This is a genomic window from Raoultibacter phocaeensis, assembly GCF_901411515.1.
Lineage (GTDB): Bacteria > Actinomycetota > Coriobacteriia > Coriobacteriales > Eggerthellaceae > Raoultibacter > Raoultibacter phocaeensis.
The window spans coordinates 871,697-893,689 of record NZ_CABDUX010000001.1; the positions used below are offsets into that span (position 1 = coordinate 871,697).

The following is a 21,993-nucleotide window of genomic DNA, read 5'->3' on the forward strand; positions in this document are numbered from 1 at the left end:
AATGCGCTAAGACGCGCTTGAGGGAAGAGCAGTCAGAAAATGCTCCCCCCCCCAGAAATTTGCCGATGCGGGAAGCTCGGCCGATTCGACAGCCGTGCCCGAAAACGCGTAAGCCCCCACAGACTGGAGGCCTTCCGCCATGTCGATCGATGCGAGCGAGGCGCATCTTCTAAACGCGCCCTCGCCTATCGATACGATCGAAGACGGAATCTCGACCGAGGTAAGCGGCCTTCCCGCAAACGCGTAGTCGGCCACCCGGGTAACGCGGTATTCCGTTCCCGCTACCGTGCCGGCCGAAGGTATGACGAGGTCGGGTTCGGGATCTTCTTCGCCTTCCCACGAAACCGAAAGCGTGTAATCGTCGAGCAGCGTGTAGGCAAAGCCGCTCGCCCCTTGCTCGGGCCACTCGACTTCGCCCGAGACCGCCGGGTCGACAAAATGCTCGAAGCCCGCTTCGGTCCATACGGCCTTGCGCGCTTCGTAGTTTTCTCCTGCGGCAAGCGCGACGGTTGCCGCTTGCTTGATTTCTTCCGTAAACGCGGTTGCATCGATCGTCTCGACGAAACCAAGGGCGGTGATCGACGCGATGGCTGCGTTGTCCGCAAACGCACTGGCGCCGATGCGTGTAGTATCGGCTGAAACGGTTACCGCCTCGCCCGCGCCCGCCGGACAGTAGATAAGCTCGGAGCGATCTTTGCTGTAGAGGATTCCGCCAACGGCCGTGTAGCTCGCGTTTCCTTCGCTGGCCGCGATGCCGGTGAGCTTTGAGCAGCCCTTGAACGCCAAAACGGGAATGTCGCTTGTTTGGTCAGGGACGTTCGCCACGCCCGCCTTGCCTTCGGGGCAGAGGACAAGTGCGCTTCCCGCGGCGTCGAGCAGCATGCCGTCGTGCACGGAGAACGAAGCGCTGCCCTCGCCTACAGAGAACGATGCGAGCGAGGTACACCCCGCGAAGGCTCCCTCGGCTATTTCCTTGAGGGTGCTCGGAAGCGCGATGCTCGCGATCTCGTTGCAATCCTTGAGCGCGCCTTCGGCGATTTTGGTGACTGCGTACTCGTCGGAGCCGCTGACAACTTTGGAAGCAACGCTTACGCCGCCGACCGGCTTCGCGCCGTGCCAGCCCGTGAGGGATGCGGTGGCCCCGTCGGGGTTCACGCGGTATTTCAGGCCGTCCACCATCATGGTTCCTGCCGCGGCGGATGCACCTCCCTCGGTAAGCGGAATGTCGGTCGAAACCCGTTCGGGCTCGACTGCATCACTCTGAGCGGGCTCTTTCGAACCGTCAGGTTCCGCGTCGTTTTTGACGAGAGGTACTTCCTCGAAGATTTGGGTTGCAGAACCTGCTTCGTCGCCTGCCACAGCATCGCTTTCGGCTGGCGGCGCTTCCGTTTGCGCACCTTCGCTTTCGACGTCCGACGATGCATTGGCCTTTTGATCAGCCTGGGGCGATTCCGTCGCACCCGCTTCTGCATCTGAGGCGTACGCTAACGATGCCGGTGCCGGGCCCGTATACGAGCCGACGACAAGCAGGCACGCGAGGAACAGGGCGCAAGCCCTCCTCCCGTACCCGAGGTACAGGTTTCTCTGTCGCATGATGTAGTCCTTTTACTCCTGTTAAACTGCGTTTCCCGAGGGCGTCCCTTGCGGAACGGTTGCAGTGTAAACCCACGTCACAGGCGTAGCTGGGCTTCCTCAAGCCATAGTTTAAAATGGCATAGGACATGTATCAAGTTTATCTATGATAAACCTGCTGATATTTAGCCAACTACCTGTTGAAGCAGGTTGGAGCTATCGACAATTACTTCATGCTTTCTCCATATCTTCAGGTTATCCGCGCTTTTCGGGCAATCACCCCCTCACAATCTTGGCACGTATTGACATGATGCTGTTACGTTTTAGTGCTTCACGCGGCTGAACGCTACGGAAGATGGTCTTTGGCGAGGCGCTGGTGGGGCGCATCGGCAGACGTTTGAGCCCTCACGACGCCTCCTTTACCGGTTCGAAGGTGTAGGTGATCTTCGTTAAGGGAACCGCATCGTCGTTTACGTGGACGGGCGTTTTGTCATCGGCAGCAAGGCTCAGCTTCACTGGCAAGGTCGACGGCGCTTCCACCGAACCCTCCCCGATGACGAACGAGGGGCTCGACCCGAAGATGAGGTCGTTGCCGAGCGCGACCTGGACCCTGTTACCGTTGCCCGCATCCATGCCGATGGAAACCCCGGGCCACGTACCCTTGTCGGGGAACACCAACTCAGTGCTTCGACTCAAGGGTTCGCACTTCATAGAAGCGATTCGCAGGCTCACGGGCGTGCGCGAGACAAACTGCGACTCGGCGGGTGCGGCGGAAACCCACGTGCCCGAAAGCGCATCGGCCGTGACCTTGAGCACTGGCTTCACCGGCGCGGTCACGCTGATCACGGGCGTCCACCGGGCGTACAGCACGACCTCGTTCGAACCCGCGGGCGGGAGGTCGCGCACGTTCTCGCCGTCGGCGTAGGTGCTCCCGGTGCCGTCGGGCTCGGTGCTCCAGCCCGCGAACGACCAGCCGTCGCGCTTGAAGGGACTTGCGGGCAGGTCGGCCCTCACGCCCCAGTTGAGCTCGAGGTCTCCCATGGTGCCGGTGGCGTCCGCGGCGTTCTTGTCGAACTTGACCGTGTAGGCCGAGCCGCGCCACTGGGCGTAGAGCGAGACCATCCCGCTGTGCGCCGAAGTGAGGTTGAGCACCTCGGCCCCGTCGGCGTAGGGGGTGCCCGACCCGTCGGCCTCCGTGTTCCAGCCGACGAAGGAGTAGCCCGAGCACGAGAAGGGAGTGGGTTGCAGGGCGGCCTTCGCATCGTAGGTCAGCTGCTGCATGATGGGCCCAGACGTGGTGACGGTCGCGCCCTCGGGGGCGTTCGAGAAGAAGATGGCGAAGTAGGCGTTGGCCTCCCACTTGGCGTAGAGGGTCACGGTACCCGACTCGGCGAGGTTCCTTACCGGATCCTTGTCGGGATGCACCGCGCCCGCACCGTCTGCGTTCTCCGTCCAGCCCGCGAAGCGGTACCCCGTGCGGGAGTAGGCGTTGGCGGTGAGGGCCTGCGGGTCGGCGTCGAAGGTGAAGGTCTGGTCGGGCATGGGTCCGCCCGAGAGCCCCTGTCCGGCCGTGGCGTTCGGGTCGAAGCGCACCGTGTAGGTATTCGCCTGCCATACGGCGTGGAGGGTGGCGGTGCCGCCGGGATCGGACGCGAAGTTGGGCTTGACGAGCACCTGACCTGCGGAGTATTGGGCGGTTGCCGCACCCGCCGCGCTCGACCAGCCGAGGAAGGTGTATCCCCTGCGGGAGGGTTTCGCAGCGGGCAGCGCAACGTCCTGGTCGAAGGTTGCCGCCATCTGGGCAGGCACCGACCCGAGCGAGCCCTCGCCCGCGTCGAACTTGACGGTGTAGGAGTTGGCCTTCCATTGAGCGTGCAGCGTCACGGGCGCCCCTGTGGAAAGCCTCGAGGCGTCGGCCCCATCGGCGATCAGCGCGCCCGAGCCGTCGGCGGCGACCGTCCAGCCTTTGAACGCGTAGCCGTTCTTCGAGAACCCGAGCGAAGCGGCCGAGGGCAGAGCTTGGCCTGGAACCTCGTAGGCGTAGCTACGGCTCGCGGCGACGCCCGCGCCCGTGCCGGGATTGAGCGTGACGGCGAAGGCGTTGGCGGTCCAGTGGGCGTAGAGCGTGAAGCTGGAGGTTACCGCAGAGGCGAAGTTGTACGGGGCCCCGCCCGTGGGCGCAGTGAACCAGCCGGCGAACGTGTAGCCCAGGCGCGACGGATTCGCCGGGGCGGCGACGGCCGAACCGTGTGTCGCGTACCTTTGACCCACGGCGCTCCCGCCGTTGGAATCAAACAACACCGTGTAGGTGTTAGGCGTCCACTGGGCGAAGAGCGTGAAGTTGGAGGTTACCGCAGAGGCGAAGTTGTACGGGGCCCCGCCCGTGGGCGCAGTGAACCAGCCGGCGAACGCGTAACCCGTGCGCGAGGGGTTCGCCGGGGCCGCGACAGCCGAGCCAGAAGACACGGTTTGCGCTGCGACTGCGCTCCCGCCGTTAGAGTTAAACGTTACCGTGCAGGACGCGAGTGGCGCCCAACGCGCGTAGTACGTTGAGTAATAATTGGCCCAATACGGCTGTGAGAAATCCCACTTGGAACCACGTACGGGATCGGTGTACCAACCTTCAAACGTGTAGCCCGGCCTCGTGACAACCGGCGGTGTCACTACCTCGCCTTCCACGCCATCCACATACAGCAAGGGACTGCCTGTACCATCGTTACGATCGAACCACACGCGCACACCAGCTTTCGGTACGGCAACCTCGTCAAAAGGCTTCCTAACCGCACTTTCATCAATCGCTTTGTCTGATTGAAATATCGATGCGGCACCAATCGGTACGATAGGTTCCGATTCATCCGCTTGCTCGTCCTCAGCCGCCTTCGCCACCTCAACCGTCCTGCTTGCGCGCGCGAACGCTTCGCCGTCCATCTCGAGCGCCACGGACACGTCGGCCGTGCCCGCCTTCTTGCCCGTCACAACGCCGGCGTCGACCGACATGACGGTGGCGGAATAGCTGTACGTAAGCTCCATGCCCTCGGGCGCTTCGCGCACGCCTCCCTCGAACAAGTCGGCTTCTTGGCCGACTTCCAGAACAAGCGGCTCGCCCGAAAGCGCGAGGCCGTAGGGCATGACGTGGTTGCCGCTCGCGACGAGGCCGGGGTTCCAAGGGTACTCGCCCGACTCCTCGAAGGGGCAGTAGATGGCCACGTTCGAGCACCCGGCAAGCGCATCGCCCGCCACCTCAACGGCATTCGTATGCGCGACGATACGAGAAAGCGAGCTGCAATCGGCAAACGCGCCGCTGCCGACATTCGCAACGCTCGCAGGAACCTTCACCTGTTCGATCGCCGTGTCCGCGAACGCCTGTGCACCGATCGAGCGCAGCCCTTCCGCAAGCGAAACCGAAGCGAGGCTCGAGCATCCGCTGAACGTCGCATCGCCGATAGTAGTCACACCCGACGGGATAACCGCCGACGCGATCTCCCCTAAACCGCGAAATCCGCCATCTGCGATGGCGGACACGCGGTAGGTTGCGCCTCCCATCTCGGCTGACGCCGGGATGACGAGTTCGGCCCCGGGCCCTTCCCCGCCCTGCCATGAAACCGCAAGCGTGTAGTCATCGAGCAGCGTGTAGGCAAAGCCCGGCTCTTCCCCATCTTCACCCCTTCCAGGCGACGTCGTATCGCCCGGCTGCGCGGGTTCTGCAAACTGCGAGAAACCCGCACCTTCCCATACCGCCTTGCGCGCGTCGTAGTCTTCGCCACTTGCAAGCGCCACGACGGCGTTCGCCTTCGCATCGTCGCTGAACGCTGAGGGGTCGATCGTCTTCACGTACCCAGACACCACGATGGATGCCAGGGGCGCATCGGCAAACGCGCCGGGGCCGATCTCTACGGTCTCCGCGGGCAGCGCAACCGCATCGCCCGCACCGGCGGGACAGTAGAGGGCCTTCGTCTTATCCAAGTTATACAGCACACCGTCCACCGAGGTAAATGCGGCGCTGCCGTTCCCGACCATCACAGAAGTAAGCTTCGCGCTATGCGAAAGCGTCGAAGCCAGGACAGAAACTGTTTGGTCGGGAATGGTGGCAGCGCCCTCCTTGCCCTCGGGAACGAGCAGGAGTTCAGTCAAGCCCTTGTTGAAGAGCATGCCGTCGAACGACGCGTACGCAGCGTTCGATTCGCTGACGGAAATGGAAACAAGGCCCGTGAGGCCTTCGAGCGATTCTACATCGATGGATCCGACCGTATCGGGCAGCGTGAGGGAAGTTACCTCAGAAGCGCGCTGAGATTCGCTCCCCCCCCCAGCGATTCTGATGGTTTCGACGGCATACGTATCTTCGCCGCTCACGATTTTGGAGGGCACGACCAGCGCGCCTGCGGGAGCCTCGCCGTACCATCCCACCAGCGTGACCGTTTCGCCGTCGGGGTTGAGCGTGTACTCGAGCCCCTCGAACACGATCGTGCCCACGGCGGGTTTGGGTTTATCGTTGGTAAGCGGGACGTCGTTTTGCGTCTGGCCGCCTTGCTGTGCGTTCTCGGTTTGCTGGCCCTGTTGGGCGGGATCGGTTGTATCGCCTGAGGTTGGGCCTTGCTTGTTGGGCGCCGGCTCGAGGGCAACGTCTTTCGAGATGTGGCCGGGCGCGTCTTCGGAGTTGGGGGCGTCGGGGCTGGGAGTGCCGGTGTCGGGGGCGTCCTGCGTCGGTGCGGGATCGGTTTCGGTGGTGGTTGCCGAATCAGTGGCGGCATCGGAAGCTGTGATTGATTCAACCGGCAGCGATTGATCCGCCGCCGCAAGCGGAACCGAGCCCATGACAAGACCGATAGCCAGAACCACCGAAAGCACGACGCTCGCAGTCGAACGATTGATCCCTCTTCCCCGTATGTTGCGTTTCATCCTTCGCATCCTTTATTGATCCAACTCGGTGCACACACGCTGAACGAAGCGTCTCGCCGAGCCGAATTCGCGCGCCGACGTGCCTGCCCGTTCTTCCCGAAGTGCGCGGCTTTGCAGCACCCGGAGGTGCGTGACGCGATTGCTTTCCCTCGTGTCCTGTTCAGCTGCGTTTCGGGAGCACTCTTATATATAAAGTGCGACAAAGTGTAGTCCCTGATCGCAGGTTGCTTTCCTTTTCTCAAGTAGAGGTTGAGTATTGGGGGCGATGCAACGTGCAGTTGAATGGTGATAAACAGGCTGATAATTTGCATAACAATGAATGAGACGCGGAAGGTGGTGTGCGACCTGCACCTTCACAATTTCTTCACGTATGGCACTCGGCAGGCAGGCTCGCGGTGTGTGGCGGAGCGGCGGCGGCAGATTGCGAGACGCAGGCGACAGGCGAGGTGCGGCTGCGAGCGGTAAACATGCAATCGAAGCCTTTTCGGAGTTCGCTGAGGCCCATGGCCGTGCAGCACCCTTGCATACCATCAGAACGCAGGGGGAGCAGCAGTCGGATCACAGCCACAATCGACCTCGGGATAAGTCGCCCAGCGAGACCCCAGGCATAGTCGAAGCTCTGCCGTTAAACCTGGTTTGACATGACCTCGCACGGTGCCCAGCGGTGACGACGCGCCACGTTAACTCTGGTTCTGACAGCGGATGGCATATCATGGTTGTAAAGTTCTGCTCATCGTGCATCGTTCGAGTTGTAAAGTTCTGCGCATCGTGCAAGAAAGGCGTCAAGCATGTTAAAGCGGAAGCAATACGAACGACTTATCGTGCTATGAAGCCGCGCGTGTGCCCTATAGAGGTGAAGTCGCCGCGACAATACGGCACGAAATCGCTCGACCGCTTCAAGGAGAAGTTCGGCAAGCGCGTAGGATCTCAGTACGTGCTTCATCCAAAGCAGCTCAAAGTCGAGGGTGAGCGCGTATACCTGCCGCTCTACATGGGTTTTTGCCTGTAAAGCATCAGGGTCAAAAGATGCGCCGACAAAGATCCTCAAGAACAGGATAGGTGCTAAACCGCTCCCGTGATGTTCTTCCTCATATACGAACCGAATGCGTAGAAGGGCACGTCCTCTATCGAACCGCCATACGCGTGCGAGGTGGCGGAAACCCTCAACGCTACATCGGGGCCGTACTTTTTAACATACGCCGTCAGGCTTTTCGCCTTGAGATTCGTCCCGTACTTTACCTCGACGGGAATCGCATTCGGATCGAGCCTGTTGCCGTCGATGACGAAGTCGATTTCTGTACGGGTCGGCTCGTTTTTGAAGTAATGCGCCGAACCCACCTGTCCGTTTTTGTATAGGAATATTGGTATACTTACCACGTTTTTGTATAGATAAATCGGTTACTATTCCACGTTTTAAAGAAAATGCCTGTGCAAAAGGTAAGGAAGGCCAGTTAGATCACAGCCGCAATCGGCCTCGGGAAAAGCCGCCCAACAAGACCCACAACATAGTCGATGCCACTGAAATCCGAGCAGAAGGCAAAACGCACGATAGTACGTATCGCGCGGTAACGAAAATCGAAGCTGACGGAATCGAACGGGTCGATCCGCACCGCATCTGCGCGTCTACCACCGCGCATCGCAACGCCCGTCTGGACGTTTGCCGCATTCGCCTTGTCACACTCCATCTCAAGCTCGGGGAACCGCAGTCCGAGCTTCGCTTCAGAAGGGATCACCAACCCGCGGCGGTCATCTCTTGCAAGGTTGCGCTTCAGGGTTTTGTCGGAAAACGTCCTCTGGATGGCGGCGAAGGCCTGCTTTGCGAAGCGAAGTCGCGTTCGAGCGGTCTTTTTCGACGTGAAAGTTCATCATGGCGAACCGCGATCTGTGGTTATCTTGAGGCGCTTCGCACCCAAAAGCCCCTGCCGGCTCACAGCAGTTCGCAAAGCTCGCCTTCGCCGCCATCGAAAGGCCGTTTTCGCGCAGAAACGCATTATCAATAAATCTCGGGCGGAATCCTGGCGGCGGGAGGACGCGAGCGGCGGGCTGCGGGCGGGGCTCGCGGGGTTGCACAGAAGGTCGCGGGCCGTGCGCGCAGGTGGGCGCTTGCCCGCCTACCCCACGACCCTCCCGAACGCCATGCGCTCGAACTCGTCGGGCGGAAGCGCGGGCGCCACCGCGAACCCCTGGGCGAGGTCGCAGCCCATGGCGGCGAGCTGGTCGAGCTGGGAGGCGGACTCCACGCCCTCGCACACCACCTCCATGCCCAGGCGGCGGGCCATGGCGACCACCGACTCGACCACGGCGGCGGCACGGGAAGGATCGAGGGTGGGCGCGGGCGCCAGGCGCGGCTCGCCTGGGCGTGCCGTATCAGAGGCGAGAGGCGGAACAGGTGCGGACCAAGCGCGCGGCAATGCGGAGCGCGCGGAACGAGACTGGTCGGGGTGCGCGGGCGCCAGGCACGGCCCGGCGGGCGCGGCACCCGAGGCGGCGGCCGCGGCACACGGCCCGGCGGGCGCGGCGCCTCGCAGGAACTCACGGTCGAGCTTCAGGGTGTCGGCGGGCGCGTCTTTCAACATGCCGAGAGACGAGAGGCCGCTACCGAAGTCATCGATCGAGGTGCGATATCCCGCATCCCGAATGCGGCCAAGCGCTGCGGCGGCGGCCTCGGGACTGCCGGCCAAAAGCGTCTCGGTGAGCTCGAAATCGAGCAGACGCGCGGGCACGCCGAAGCGCTTCCTCACCATCTCGAACGCATCCAGAAACGAGGGGTCCCCCAAATGCGCCCTCGACAGGTTGAACGACACGGGCACGGGCTCAACCCCACCATCAATCCACGCGCGCAGCCGCCCGCATGCCTGCTCGAACACGAACAGGTCGATTCTCGCCACGTAGCCGCTCTTCTCGTAAAACGGCACGAACGCTCCCGGAAGCACGAGGCCGCGACCCGGCACGTTCCAACGAACGAGCGCCTCGGCGCCCGCGACTTTGCGCGTGCGCAAATCGAGCTTGGGTTGGTAGTGCACGACGAGCTCGCCGCTTTCCACGAGGTCTGCTTCGCGGTTGCCCATCTCCTTTTCGAGCCTCAACCTCACGCGGTCCTCGTCGGAGTAGAATCCGCACGTGTAGAGGCTTCCGGATTCAGAGTCCGCGGCGTTCAAGCGCGCCACGTTGGAACGGTCACGAATCTGCACGAGCGGAAGCGACGGATCGTCGATCGGATAGGCTCCCACGGACAGGGCGAGGTAGTACGTGCGGGCGGCCCCCTCGTTGAAGCGGTTGAGGTCACAAGCGAGGCCTTCCACCTTTGCAAGCACCTCGCCGCGCGTCTGCGCCCTCACGAGCAGAATGAAGTGGTCGGCGAACGTGCGGCACATGAGCTCGCCTTCGCACAGGTACCCCTCGGTCGACCGGGCGATGTGGCGCAGCACCGCATCGCCCCTCTCGCTTCCGAACGCGTCGTTCACCAGCTTGAAGCCGACGAGGTTGAGCGTCACGAGCATGTAGGTGCCCGCGGGCGAGGTGCGGATGGCCTTCGCCGCCGCCCCCTCGAACCGCGGCCACGAAAGGCCCCCGGTCACCGGATCGGACAAAGCGATCTGGGCAAGGCGGCGACGGGATGCGCGTTCAATCGCGAAGGCAAGCACAAGCACCGCCGCAACCAGGGCACCTATGATCACCGTCGCCACGGCGAGTGGAGCGAACGAACCCGTCGGGCCGACGGGACTCACCGTTCGCATCCCCGCCCGCAGCTGCGGGCGAACGAATCGAGCTCGGCATAGTGGACGAGCAGCTCCTTGGCCTTCGCGTAGAACTCCGCGCCGAGCGCCGTCGGCGTCGAACCCGCCTTGCATCTCGTGAGCAGCCGAACGCCCGTCTCGCGCTCGAGATCGGCCATCGCCTGCGATATCCCCTGTACAGTGATGTCGTTTTTCTCGGCTGCCGCCGTAAGGCTTCCCAACTCCACCACGGTGACGAAGTACTCTATCTGCCTGATAGTCAGAGGTTTTTGCACGGAAGCGAACGGGGCGGGCCTTTTCTCGATGCTGACCGTCATGTGCGCGGTATCCTTTCTCGCTTGCTGAGACGCCATGAAACGAGCGCCGCAATCCCGGCCGCAAACGCCGCGAACAGTGCCGCGAACGCGAACGGCGCATCACCTGTCTGAGCGAACCTTCCGATAGCCTGACCGGGACCCGTCGGCACGGGCGCCGCCTGCGCCTTGAACTCGACTTCGAGCGTGTGGTCGGCTTGCACGTCGGCGAATACGTAGCACGATCGGGCGGGCACCTGCGCGCCGTCGACCTTCACCGAGCCGACCGTGTAGCCCGCTTCGGGCAGGAAGAAGAAGGCCTTGTCCGTCCCTTTTTCCACCTGTATGCTCGCGGCCTTCGCGCCACCGAGGTCCGACACGGTGCCGTGCGGGCCCGCGGCCACTTCGATGGTGAAAAACTCGCCGACGGGCGGCGGGATGGGCAGCTGCCGGGGCTCGAACACCGCCTCGACCGTCGCGTCGCCCACGATCCCCGCAAGGTTGTAGGTGAAGCCTTCCACCTGATCGGCAACATCGACACCGTTCACCAGAAGCGCCGCCAGAGAAAAGCCTTCGTCGGCTTTGAGCGCGAAGGAAAGCTCGCCGCCGTCGGGAACGAGTAGTTCGCCTTCGGGGGAAAGCATGCCGCCTGAGGTGGCCGAAGCCGAAACCGTGTGCACCGCCACCGGCTGCGGCACAGGATCGCCCTCGCCGAGTTTCCTGAACGAAACGTGCACCGAAACATCCTGTTCGCCCGCGCTCACCGTGAACGAATAACCGCCGCCCGCACCCGCGACCGACCGCGCGTTGTACAGCGTCGCCGGGGTAAGCGGATGCGCCACGACTGGCTCGCCGTTTACGAGCACCTGGTCGAGATCGTAGCCGACCTCGGGGAACACGTAGAACGTCTGCGACGCACCGTAAGCAACCACAAGCTCGCCCGACGGAGAAACCATGCCGCCTTCCCCACCTTCCGCGCTCACCTCGACCTTCACGGTGACGTTGACGAAGGGGTTATCGGGATCGGGGCCGGGGCCCGGATCGGGGCCCGGATCGGGGTTGTCGCCGCCCGTCTTCTTGAAGGTGGCCGAAAGCGCATGGTCGGCCACCACGTTTTCCAGCACGAGCGTCGCGCCGTCCGCCCGCTCGACTTTGTGCGTCACGTCGCCGCCGTTGAGGGCGACCGCTTCGAGCTCGTAGCCCTGGTCGGGCACCAGCGCGAAAGAGGCCGACCTGCCGTGGGGCACGAGCGCGCGCTCGGGCGATATGGTACCGCCGCCGCCCGCGACCGCAGCCTCCACGGTATGCACGGGAAGCGGGGGCGCAACACCCGGCACGAACGTCACGCGCAGCTCGGTGTCGGCGGTCAGGCACGCAACGAGGTACGAACTTCCAAGCACCGCATGCTCCTGCCCGTTCACCGTAAGAGATCCCACCGTGTAGCCCTCGTCGGGCACAAGCTCCACCTGGACCGACGAGCCATGGATAAACTCGGCTTCGAACGACGTCGCAGCGTCGCCGCCCGCAACCGACACGCGGCCGTGTCCGCCGTCCACTATGGCGGCGAGGCGGTACGTCGTCTCATTGTCGGGTTCGATCGCTTTGAACGTTGCGCGGATCGTATGGTCTGCGCGGAGAGGCTCGAACGTATAGGAGTTGCCTGCAAGCTCGACGGGCCTGCCGTCGACGAGCACCTCATCGATAACATGGCCCGAATCGGCGAGCACCACGTAGCGGGGTGTCGCGCCTTCAGCGTAGGCCGCCTTCCCGCACGGGGTTATCTGGCCGCCTTCGTCTGCGGTCGCGGTCACGGTGAACGCGGTCGAATCGGGATCGGCCACCGTGACGGCGAACGCTCCGAGCACGGATGATTCAACCGTAACCGTTCCGCCCGAAACGGTTGCCGGATAACGCGAAAGCGAACCGTCCGGGCAGAGTGCGATGACGGTGACCTCGGTGCCGTCGGCGAGCCCGGGCGCGGGAAGCGTGACGGAAAGCATGCCAACATGAGCGGGCCTGTCAGCCGTGCCGCCCGCAAGATCGGCCTGCCAAGCCCCCGCGATGCGCTTGCCGTCGGCCGATGCCAGCAGGTGCGCGTAGGTGGGGGTTGCCGGATCGAGCCCGCCCGCGGCGAGCACCGCATCGCGGGCCATCGTTCCCTCGACGGTCACGCCGCCCTCGGTGCGAGTGCCCCAGGCGTACCCGTCGAACGTGGCCACCGTGACCGTCGCATTCGCGGAATGCCCCGCCGCATCGGTCACCTCGACGGCGTAGACGTACTCGCGGTTGTCCTCGATGCCGCCTGTCTGCGCCCCGATCCAATCGGCGAGCCGCACTTCGGCACCGTCCCACGAAAACGCCTCGTCGGGCGTTCCGTCGATCGTGCGGGTCCATGCGTGCGAAAGCGTTCCCGACTGCCCCGATACCGATGTCTTGAGCACGTAGAAGTCGGGCTCGGCCTGGATTTCGGCAACGGTGGCCGCGAAGTCCTCGCTTATCCGCACGGAGAAATCGGCCGCGGCGAGCACGTTCACGCTCGTGTACGCAACGCCGTCCCCGCCGATGCTGCCGCTCGCCCCAACCGAGGGCTGAGCTGCCACCGCATTCGCGGAAACCGTGGGTATGAGCAGGCATGCGCACAGCAGCGCCGCCAACCATGTGTGAGTATGCCTTCTCATAGCCATGACGTTATCCCTGGTTCCTTCCTAGTTGTGCACGACGATGGTCATCTTGGCGGCCGCCTGGCCGACGGGTTCTTCCGTATCCTGATCGAGCGCGTGTATGGCCGCCGTGCACGGATATTCGCCCGCGTCGAGGTCGACCGCGAGCTTCGCTGTTTGAATGTGATGATTCGGCTCGATGATTCCCGATGCGTACACCGTCTCGCCCGTATCGTCGCGCGTTATCTCCACCCTCATGAGGTAGTGGTTCGAGGGCGAGTTCTCGATCTTGAGCGCCCCTTCCGCCTGCCCGTCGGCGAATTCGACGGTCGAGGCGATGGAGATGGAGAGCATGCCTTCCTCAACCCTACGGTCGAGCTCGGCCTGAATCTCCTCTTGCGTCTTGCCTTCGAGCTGGCCGAGCGCGGCGTTGGGATCGCGCGCGGGCTCCGCGTTGTGCGTCGCAAGCCACAACCCCCCGAGACCGAGAAGGACGAGCAGCGCAAGGCCCGCGGCCACGTAGAAGCTCTTCGGCCTGCGGGTGCGTGCCTGCTGGGGGTTTTCGCTGGTCTCCATGCTTGTCCTTCTCGGTCTCAGGTGGTGTTGGCGGCTGCCGCCGGTTCGCCGTGGGCGGCCTTCACGGGAAGGCCGCCCGGATGGGGGTGCGGCAACTACGTGCCGGTGGAAGTGCGGGTTACACGGAAACCGTGTAAGCGATCTGGATCGCCCTGTAGGCGGTGTCGCCCGTGAGCGTGCTCTTCACCTTGGACTCGCCAGCCAGCGTAAGGCCAAGGGTGCCACCGTTAGCAGCCACGGTGAAGTAATCGGCATTCGCCCCCGCGATCGTTGTCGCAGCCGCAGAGTCAACGGGCAAAGCAGCAGACGATCCGGCCTTTACGGTCATTGCAAGTTCCCCAGTGGTTGCAGTGATGTCAGCGACGTTCTCAGTAAGAGTCGTTACAGCTTTCCAACCACTGCCGTCCACACCGCGGATTTCGGTGACCTTGAGCGCATCCGAACCGTTGTTTACGATCCTGTAGGCCTCGGCCGTGGGAGCAGTGATGATGCCGCCCCTCGCTGGCGTTACTACTGTGATATCTACGGGAATCGTGGCTTGGATCTGGGACTGTGTCGCGTACACATTGAGCGTGGTTGAAGCGGTGCCGTCGGCTGCGATGTTCCCGGTGGTGTTTACCTGCGCGTCGCCCTCCACTGCAAGCGCAGCTGGGGCCGCGCCTAAAGCGAGTGCCGCGGTAAGCGCAAGCACGGTTAGTCCTGTCTTTGTCTTTTTCATGGTAGTTCCTCCTTAATCGTTGCTTGTACGGTGTGATGCTATCGATACGCAGTCGACTACGGTCAACCGCCCCGATCACCTATCGACGCCATGCGAGTCACCCCCTCACGCTTAGGGTCACCTTGGCTGCCGCTTGGCCGACAGACTCGCGGGTCTCGGGGTCGAGCGCGGAGAAGGTAGCCGTGGCCGCATAATCACCAGGTTCGAGATCTGCCGCGAGGATAACGCTCTCGATATAGCTACCAGGCTTGATGGCCTTTGACTCGTAAACGGTTTCGCCCGCATCGTCGAGAACGATCTTCACCTGCATGAGGTAGCGGTTACCCGGCACGTTCTCGATGTAGGCGATGCCCGGGGACGTGCCATCCGGAAATTCAATCAGGCTCGCAATGGAGATGTTGAACATGCCCTCCTCCACCACGCGGTCGAGCTCTGCCTGGATTTCCTCCTGGGTCTTATACGGGGCCTGACCAGTCTGAGCGTTCGGATCGAAGATGTCGTCGGGCGCGCCCGCGAGGAACCATACTGCAGCGCCTGCGGCGGCAAGCACCAACACAAGGATCACGGGGATAAGTACCCTCTTGCGGGTGCGCGAAGGTTTGGCTGCATCGCCTTGTGCTGCTTCGTCCGAAGAAGCACGGATCGGTACGGGTTCGGTTTTCGGTTCGTTTCTCTCCATCGTTTCTCTTTCGTTTTTCTAAGTCATTTGGACTGTTTGCGTGATGCTCCTACGCGAGCGCAAGGGTGTACGTAAGGCGCGCGAAAGCTTTCGAAGCATCAGGATCGTCATCAGTTGCCGTCGGATTGATGGTTACCTCATCGGGGAGCGCAAGGCCGATTGCAGTTGAAAGCGTGCTATTGGCGCCGATGGCAAAATCGCCCAAGCGCTCCCTTTGCAGCAGGCCTCCAAGACCCACCGATACGGCGGCGGCATTTCCCGGTTTCAGCGTAACGGCAATTGCTGCACGCTCGGCATCTTCGGGAAACACGTCTTTTGCCCCCACTTCTTCGGCACATGCGATCGAATCGACCTTGATGGGCACGACAGAGGTCGATGAGATTTCGCATGAAGTGCCCATCACTTCGCCTCCTGGACCGACTGCTACCGTTGCGGCAAGCGGCACGGTGCCCGAAATCACGGGCGTCCAGTTGGCGGTGTAGGATCGGGCGCCCGTCGAGCCCTGGGCGACGGTGACCGTCTGGTTCGCGGTCCCGTTGAGCCCGGTCCCCGACCACCCCGCGAAGGTGTAGCCCGCCCTCGTGGGGTTCTTGAGCGTGAAGGCGGCGGTCTCGACGGTGTAGGAGGCCGGGTTGCCCGCGACGCTGCCGCCGTTGAGGTTGTAGGTGATGCCGTATGGTACAGTTGTCCACTTGGCATACAGCGTCATTGGTCCCGAATTTGTATCGGTTGCAAAATTCCATCGGTTCGTACAGGCTTGCTCTCTATACCAGCCGCCGAACGTATAGCCGTTTCTCGTCGGAACAGCAGGAGCTGCCGTTGTCGTACCGTACTTCACGAGCCTCGGTGCAATTGCAGGAGTTCCCCCTTGCATATCGAAAGCAACGGTGAAGCTTGCATCGATTTTGGTAAACCCTGCGCCTTTCCACACATTGAGATTCGCCGCGTTGTTCGGCAAGTGGACTGTTACGTTTGCAAGGTTCACTCCATTAATGCTCGTGTTGACATTCATTGAGGCAATGGCGACATGCGGATCATAAATGTCCTTTAATGCTAACGGAATGATGATTTCACCAAGGTCTTGAACCCCAGAGCCTAATACGATGGTTTGAAGGCTGCTCTTATAAAATGCGTTGGAGTAAATGGTCTTCACCGAATTGGGAATTTCGATAGATAGCAACTTTGGGCATCCCGCAAAAACTTCTTGATCAAGCAATGTCATGGAGTTGGAGAGACCCACATAAGAAAGGGATGAGCAGTTCTCAAAGATTCTATACCCGAAGCTCGTCACCGAGTCGGGAATAACAACCTGGGTTAGAGCGGCGCATCCTTCAAACGATCGTTCTTCAATCGTTGTCACCGAACTTGGGATAGCAACCGAGTAAAGACTGGTGCAGCCAGAAAATAAGGTGCGCGGAATAACTGACAAAGAATTAGAAAGCTTCACACTAGCAAGTGAAGTACAGTTATAAAAGCAAGTGTAACCGATGCTCGTCACTGAGTCAGGAATCGAAATCGAAGTGAGCGAAGAGCAACCGAAAAACGCTGTAGGTTCAATCGATGTTACCGAGTTCGGTATAGTGAAGGAAGTAATATCTGAGCAATTGCTAAACTGACCAATTGTAGTAACCGTATACCAAAGCCCAGTATTTGGATTCTGAACCCTGGAGGGAATTACAATATCTCCTTTTGAGTTAGGAACTCCGCCAATAGTATACTTATAGGCCTTAGCGGTATGAAGATTTTCGTCTGTAATCTGAAATACAACTTTCTTATCGGAAGATGCAAAGGTATCTCCAACCGCACGCGGCGCTATAGCCTCGCCCGACAACAAGGCAGGCTCATCGGGAAGGGGATTCGGTTCGGCTACGTCATCGAGCGCAGGGGCTGGGTCGCCGCCTGCCAATGTCACCTCAACTGTACGCGTTTCCCGATCGAGCTCGACACCATCAAGCTCAAGGGCCACGGCAACCTCGGTCGCGCCTTCCTTCTTGCCCGTCGCCACTCCGGCATCCACCGAAAGCGGCACGGCTGAGTACGCGTATGCAAGCTCGGCACCTTCGGGAACCTCGCACACGCCGCCCTCGAACAGATCGGCGCTTTGGCCGACCTCGAGCGTAAGCGGGTCGGGGCAAAGCTTCAACCCATACGGATCGATATGGTTGCCGTTAGCAACGAGGCCGGGATTCCACGCGTACTCGCCGCTATCGCTGTACGGGCAAACGATGCTTACGCCCGAACAGCCGACGATTGCTGAATCCGCGACAGCAGGAATCTCAGAGAGCGCAACGATACATGCAAGCGACGAGCAATCGGCAAACGCGCGCTCGCCTATGGAGGTTACCGATGCGGGCAACATGAACGCATCGACGCCGCAGCCCTCGAAGGCGGACGCACCGATAGAGGCGAGCCCCTCGGAGAGCGAAACCGATGCAAGGCTGCTGCAACTCCGGAAGGCCGCCTCGCCGATAGCGGTGACCGACGAAGGCACGCTCACCGATTCGATCGGCTGGCCCTCGAAACCATGCGAGGCTACCTGCGAAACGCGATACGGAACACCGTCGACCTCGCCCGTCGCGGGAATTTCCACCTGCATGGGCGGGTTTTCTTCGCCCGCCCATGCAACAGCGAGCGTGTAATCATCGAGCAAGGTGTATACAAAGCCGGAGGCCTGCTCTTCGGGCTCTTCCGTCAGCCCCGGCTGCGCGGGTTCTTTGAAACGGGTGAATCCAGCAGACTCCCAAACCGCCTTGCGGTCGGCGTAATCGTCTCCCGCCGGAAGCACGACGGTCGCTTCCGATAAAACCGATTTTGAAAACGCACCTTCCTCTATGGTTTCAACGTACCCGGGCGAAACGAGAGAGGCTAAAAAATGCGCCCCCCCCCGAAACTTTCTTTTGCGATGGTACGCGTTTCGGGCGCAAGGGTAACGGACTCGGGTGCCCCAACAGGGCAGATCAAAAGGGTCGAGCGATCTTTGTTGTACAAAAGACCCCCGTAGGTCGAAAACGCTTGGTTTTCCTCACCGATCTCGAACGCCTCCACGAGCGCGCACGATGCGAACGCTTCCGCGGGAACGCTTGATGCGGAATCGGGTAAGCGCACGGTACCTGTTTTTCCTTCGGGACAGTGCACGAGGGCTTGCTGCTGTTTGTCATACAGAAGGCCGTCGCAGGATGAGAACGCCGTGTTTTCTTCGTTGACCGAAATTGAGGCGAGCTGAGCGCAGCCCTCGAACGCACCGTTTCCGATATGCGCGATAGAGGCAGGAAGCGAAAGGCCGGTCATCTCTGCGCAGCTGGAAAACGCGTTCTCGCCCAAGGCGGTCACTTCGTACACGTCTGAACCGCTCGATATGACCGAAGGCACGACAACATCGCCCTTGGGGGCGGCGGTGTACCCGGTGAGGACGACGGTTTGCCCGTCGGGCCGAAGCGTATAGGTCATGCCTTCGAACATTAGCACGCCCGCGTTAGGCTTCGCGGATTCTTGCCCGAGCGGCACTTCGCTGTTGATAAAGCCGGGCTTTCCAACAGAGTTTTTGTCAAGCGGCACCTCATCGTTGATGACGCCAGACGCATCGGCTCTGTCACTCGGCGCTTCGGGCACTGCGGAGGCACCAGGGACCTCGGGCGTTTCTGAGGACCCGGGCGCTCCTTCCCCATCGGCGGAATCGTTCTTGGCAATCGGTACCTCTTGGATGATCTGAGCGGGAACTTCAACTTTTTCTTGAGGATTGGCAGCGCTTTCTTCAGTTGCGCTGTTCGCATCTTGGGCGGCGTTGTTTTCTGCGTCGTCCGCGAACGCAAGCGGTTCGGACATCAAACCGATCGGCGATCCGATAACCAAAAGAAACGATATGACCATGGCGAGTGCTTTTTCGCCAAGCTCTTTAAGCCTGCTTTTTTGCTGCATTTGATCTTCCTCTTGCCCTGTGAAACCAATCCCCGTACGTGGTGCGCTCTATTGAGCAAGCCCAATATATCGCTCGGCTGGGTTTTGTAAACAGTGCTTTAATCAGGAGCGTTGCTGGCAAACCCACACGATATAGAACCTCTTTACTCATATTCTCCTGCTTAAACCACAAGTTGTAGCGCATCCGATTGCGGTTGCTGCTACTCTTTGATTTACATAATCTACATATTTAGGGCATCTTTGGCGGGAGTTTTAGCGTTGATTGATGGCTCGATTCTTGGGGCACTGCTAGGTCCAATGCGGCTTTTCTTTATATTCCCAGTTATTTAGCAGGGATTATAATCCCAGACTAAAGCATTGGTTTAGGATAAGCTAATGAGAATTTCGCGTGAATACTGGTGTCTACCACATTTATGACTTTTTGACAACCCTAAGATCATCGACACTGTCGCGGAGCGCGTCTTCGTACGCCTCGCGGTCAAGTCCGAGCTTGCTTATGTCGACCTTCACGACCACGTTCTGGCCATCGGCGCTGCCTTCCAGAAAATCCGATCCGTAATCGCGCTTCACCGCCCCGAGAAACTGCTCGGCCGTCGCTGCATCGCCGAACGTGCCCTCGATGGTGGTTTGCGCGCTGGTTCCGTCATCGGAGAACTCGACGGTTTCGGTGACCACGTAGGTTCCGCCCTCCCCCACGTGCCCGGTATAGGAGTACACGACCGTTCCCGCCCTGCCTGTCGGCTTTTCTTCTTTCGCCTCTTCATTGGGCGAAACGGGCGCGCCGTCTTGCGCGTTGTCGGGAACGGTCGGGGCGGTCAGGGAGGCGGGTTTGGTGTCCCCCGCGACCTGGGCTATGTCGGACGACGGGTTGAAGGCAGCCGCTAACCCAACTATCCCCACAACCACCAGAATCGCAGCAGCGGCAATGCGAGCCCACACTTTGACAGAACGGGCATGCGCCTTGTCGGCCTTTTCCATACCCTCTTCGATTGACATAGCAGCTGCGAAGAACTTCGCATCGGGATCATCTGCGCCGTTCTCCTGAGCGGGGGGCTCGGCAGGGCGTACGTGCTCGACGTTCTCGGGCGTTACCGACACCTGGGGCATGCAGTTTTCAAGAGGCACACCGCTTACCGTAGCAACGGCGGCTCGTATGCGCCGTGCGCTTTGAGCGAGGGTGTCATCGTCATGGTCGCGCGCATGCCTTCCGTTCCTGCGCTCGACCGCAAGCGCTTGGTCGGCGGGCACCGCTGCTGCTGGCCGCTTTGCCGTCGCGCGAGGCGTCGCCTGCTGGTTCGGGCTTGGCTGGGCTGCCGATTGCTGGTTCGAATTCTGCCGGCCTGCTTGCTGTTGGTTCGGAGTCGGTTGGATTGCCGGCTGCCGCGTTGCGTTCGGTTGGGCAGCTGGCTGCTGGTTCGAGTTCGACCGGGCTGTCGATTGCCGTCTCGGCACCGATGAGCCGATCGCCTGCTGGCCAGCGGATTCCCGAGCTGCCGGCTGCCTTCCTGCGGAAGCCTGCAGCGGCGACGCCTGTTCGGCGCGCGCAGGCTGCGAGGGCTGCACGCTGCGCCTTTCCCGGTATTCAGCCTGCGATTGAGCTTGCGGTTTTGCCTTCGGCTCGACTTGGGGCTTTGTTTTTTGACGCCGCCATTCGGTTGCCGCAGCGCGCGCAGCGGCAGAGACGGCGGTTTCTTCTTTGCTGGGCTGTGCTGCCTCGACGCTTGCCGCAGACTGATTGTTGCACAGGCTGGGGGCTTGCTGCATGCTCGGCGTTTGCGAGTCTGAGGCTACATCTTCAAAGCTGCCTTCATCCAACACAGCAACAGCGTTGTCGTGTTGGATTTCGGGTGTGGAAGCCCGCAGTGCCGAAGGGATCACGGGCATCGATTTGATCAATGCCGCCGCATCGGCATCGGCAGAATCCGAGGATGCGGTTGCACATGTCGGCGCATTGGGTTCGGACGCGTCGCTTTTCTTGCGCTCAGGCGCGTTCGCTTCTGCCTTCGCCTTGTCGCTTTCGGTTGGCGGCTCCGGTTCGCTGCTTATTCCGATGGTCGCAACCAGGTCGAAGCTGAAGAACGCTTCCGGTTCGCTGTGCATTTCTTGACGAGGGTTCTCGGGTGCCCCATGCCCGTCAACAGCCGATGCGCCAGGGGGCACTTCGGATGCGCGGTCATCGCGGACGGAGGATTCGTCGTGGGAAGGGTCCGGCTCGCTTTGAGCCTGCGCCGCGGGTTCGCCCTGGGAGGTTTCTGGCTCGCCTGCTTCTGAGGTGGCCTCATCGCCAACGGCGGTTTCGGGTGCCGAAGACGGCTCATCGTCCGCATGCGGCTCGCTTGGCTCAGGAGGCTCGACGGGCGCACTTTCCGGTACCGAAACGTACACGGTTTCGAACAAGGAATCGAACAGCAGCGGCTTGCTTTCCTCCGCCTGCCCGCTCTGCTCAGGTTCCTCAACTTGGGCTTTAACCTGCGATTTCTCTATGTCTTGCTCGTTTGGCATCCTCACAGCATAGCAAACAGGCCGCAAAAAATGTAGGCGCTCTTGAAATATATCCATACGGGTCGTAATTTCCCGTTATATACGCGTTTTAGTTTTAATTTCGGCTCTGATTCGCTATACTCGTTCCCATTATCGGCTCGAAAAAAGAGAGGAGAAACCGATGTCGAACGGAACAGCGCTCAACGTTCCCCGCTTGGACACCTTATCCAAACTGCTCATCACATCCGATGACCTGGGAAGGGCGAAGGAGGCGGATTTCGTAAGGAGCATCAAGTCGGACAAGATCAAGATGCTCGTTACCGACAATCACGTGTCTTGCGTCATGCTCGATCCCGACGTGTACTCTGCACTCGTCGATGCGTCTTCGCAGATGAAGCCCCTCGACAAGTAGCACGCTTCACGTAAAAAGGCCAGCGCTGCTGGGCTTTTTACGGCCTTATCCTCA

Annotated in this window: 15 protein-coding genes; 3 read left to right on the forward strand and 12 right to left on the reverse strand. The window is 61.1% G+C overall.

Going from position 1 to position 21,993, the window contains the following annotated elements:
- Nucleotides 1-6: 6 nt before the first annotated feature.
- Together FJE54_RS03460 and FJE54_RS03465 are read right to left on the reverse strand one after the other, a co-directional pair.
- Nucleotides 7-1,593: a leucine-rich repeat domain-containing protein gene (locus FJE54_RS03460; RefSeq protein WP_139651355.1), complete on the reverse strand. Its 1,587-nt coding sequence runs from the start codon at nt 1,591-1,593 to the stop codon at nt 7-9.
- Nucleotides 1,594-1,977: 384 nt separating this feature from the next.
- Nucleotides 1,978-6,468 carry an InlB B-repeat-containing protein gene (locus tag FJE54_RS03465; RefSeq protein WP_139651356.1) on the reverse strand — a complete coding sequence of 1,497 codons (4,491 nt, stop codon included), beginning with the start codon at nt 6,466-6,468 and terminating at the stop codon, nt 1,978-1,980.
- Between the two features lie 826 nt (nt 6,469-7,294).
- Between FJE54_RS03465 and FJE54_RS03470 the strand changes: the two genes are divergently transcribed.
- Nucleotides 7,295-7,477: a hypothetical protein gene (locus tag FJE54_RS03470; protein ID WP_180326540.1), complete on the forward strand. Its 183-nt coding sequence runs from the start codon at nt 7,295-7,297 to the stop codon at nt 7,475-7,477.
- A 53-nt stretch (nt 7,478-7,530) separates the two neighbouring features.
- On the opposite strand, the gene FJE54_RS03475 is transcribed toward FJE54_RS03470, so the two are convergent.
- Entirely contained in the window at nt 7,531-7,806 is a 276-nt protein-coding gene (locus FJE54_RS03475) for a DUF4143 domain-containing protein (protein WP_139651357.1), read from the reverse strand.
- 23 nt (nt 7,807-7,829) lie between these two features.
- Between FJE54_RS03475 and FJE54_RS03480 the strand changes: the two genes are divergently transcribed.
- Nucleotides 7,830-8,468 carry a hypothetical protein gene (locus FJE54_RS03480; protein ID WP_139651358.1) on the forward strand — a complete coding sequence of 213 codons (639 nt, stop codon included), beginning with the start codon at nt 7,830-7,832 and terminating at the stop codon, nt 8,466-8,468.
- Between the two features lie 111 nt (nt 8,469-8,579).
- Here the strand turns inward: FJE54_RS03480 and FJE54_RS03485 are convergent, their stop codons facing one another.
- From FJE54_RS03485 to FJE54_RS03525, 9 genes are all read right to left on the reverse strand, one after another.
- Nucleotides 8,580-10,196, reverse strand: a complete 1,617-nt coding sequence (locus tag FJE54_RS03485) for a bifunctional diguanylate cyclase/phosphodiesterase (RefSeq protein ID WP_180326541.1) — start codon at nt 10,194-10,196, stop codon at nt 8,580-8,582.
- Nucleotides 10,193-10,522: a LysR family transcriptional regulator gene (locus tag FJE54_RS03490; protein ID WP_180326542.1), complete on the reverse strand. Its 330-nt coding sequence runs from the start codon at nt 10,520-10,522 to the stop codon at nt 10,193-10,195. Before FJE54_RS03490 ends, FJE54_RS03485 begins: the two co-directional genes overlap by 4 nt.
- Nucleotides 10,519-13,182: an InlB B-repeat-containing protein gene (locus tag FJE54_RS03495; protein WP_139651361.1), complete on the reverse strand. Its 2,664-nt coding sequence runs from the start codon at nt 13,180-13,182 to the stop codon at nt 10,519-10,521. The genes FJE54_RS03490 and FJE54_RS03495 overlap by 4 nt, the downstream gene beginning before the upstream one ends.
- Before the next feature lie 21 nt (nt 13,183-13,203).
- Nucleotides 13,204-13,734, reverse strand: a complete 531-nt coding sequence (locus FJE54_RS03500; RefSeq protein ID WP_139651362.1) for a hypothetical protein — start codon at nt 13,732-13,734, stop codon at nt 13,204-13,206.
- Between the two features lie 118 nt (nt 13,735-13,852).
- Entirely contained in the window at nt 13,853-14,452 is a 600-nt protein-coding gene (locus FJE54_RS03505; RefSeq protein WP_139651363.1) for a hypothetical protein, read from the reverse strand.
- 97 nt (nt 14,453-14,549) lie between these two features.
- On the reverse strand, nt 14,550-15,131 hold the full coding sequence (locus tag FJE54_RS03510; RefSeq protein ID WP_139651364.1) for a hypothetical protein: 582 nt from the start codon (nt 15,129-15,131) through the stop codon (nt 14,550-14,552).
- A 49-nt stretch (nt 15,132-15,180) separates the two neighbouring features.
- Nucleotides 15,181-17,727 (reverse strand): leucine-rich repeat protein, encoded by a 2,547-nt coding sequence (locus FJE54_RS03515; protein WP_139651365.1) that lies wholly within the window; start codon nt 17,725-17,727, stop codon nt 15,181-15,183.
- 269 nt (nt 17,728-17,996) lie between these two features.
- On the reverse strand, nt 17,997-19,046 hold the full coding sequence (locus tag FJE54_RS03520; RefSeq protein ID WP_139651366.1) for a leucine-rich repeat protein: 1,050 nt from the start codon (nt 19,044-19,046) through the stop codon (nt 17,997-17,999).
- Nucleotides 19,047-19,457: 411 nt separating this feature from the next.
- On the reverse strand, nt 19,458-21,548 hold the full coding sequence (locus tag FJE54_RS03525; protein ID WP_139651367.1) for a hypothetical protein: 2,091 nt from the start codon (nt 21,546-21,548) through the stop codon (nt 19,458-19,460).
- 160 nt (nt 21,549-21,708) lie between these two features.
- Here FJE54_RS03525 and FJE54_RS03530 point away from each other — a divergent pair, with 160 nt between their 5' ends.
- The gene (locus tag FJE54_RS03530) at nt 21,709-21,939 is read left to right on the forward strand and encodes a hypothetical protein (protein WP_139651368.1); all 231 of its coding nucleotides are present in this window, start codon (nt 21,709-21,711) and stop codon (nt 21,937-21,939) included.
- Nucleotides 21,940-21,993 lie beyond the last annotated feature (54 nt).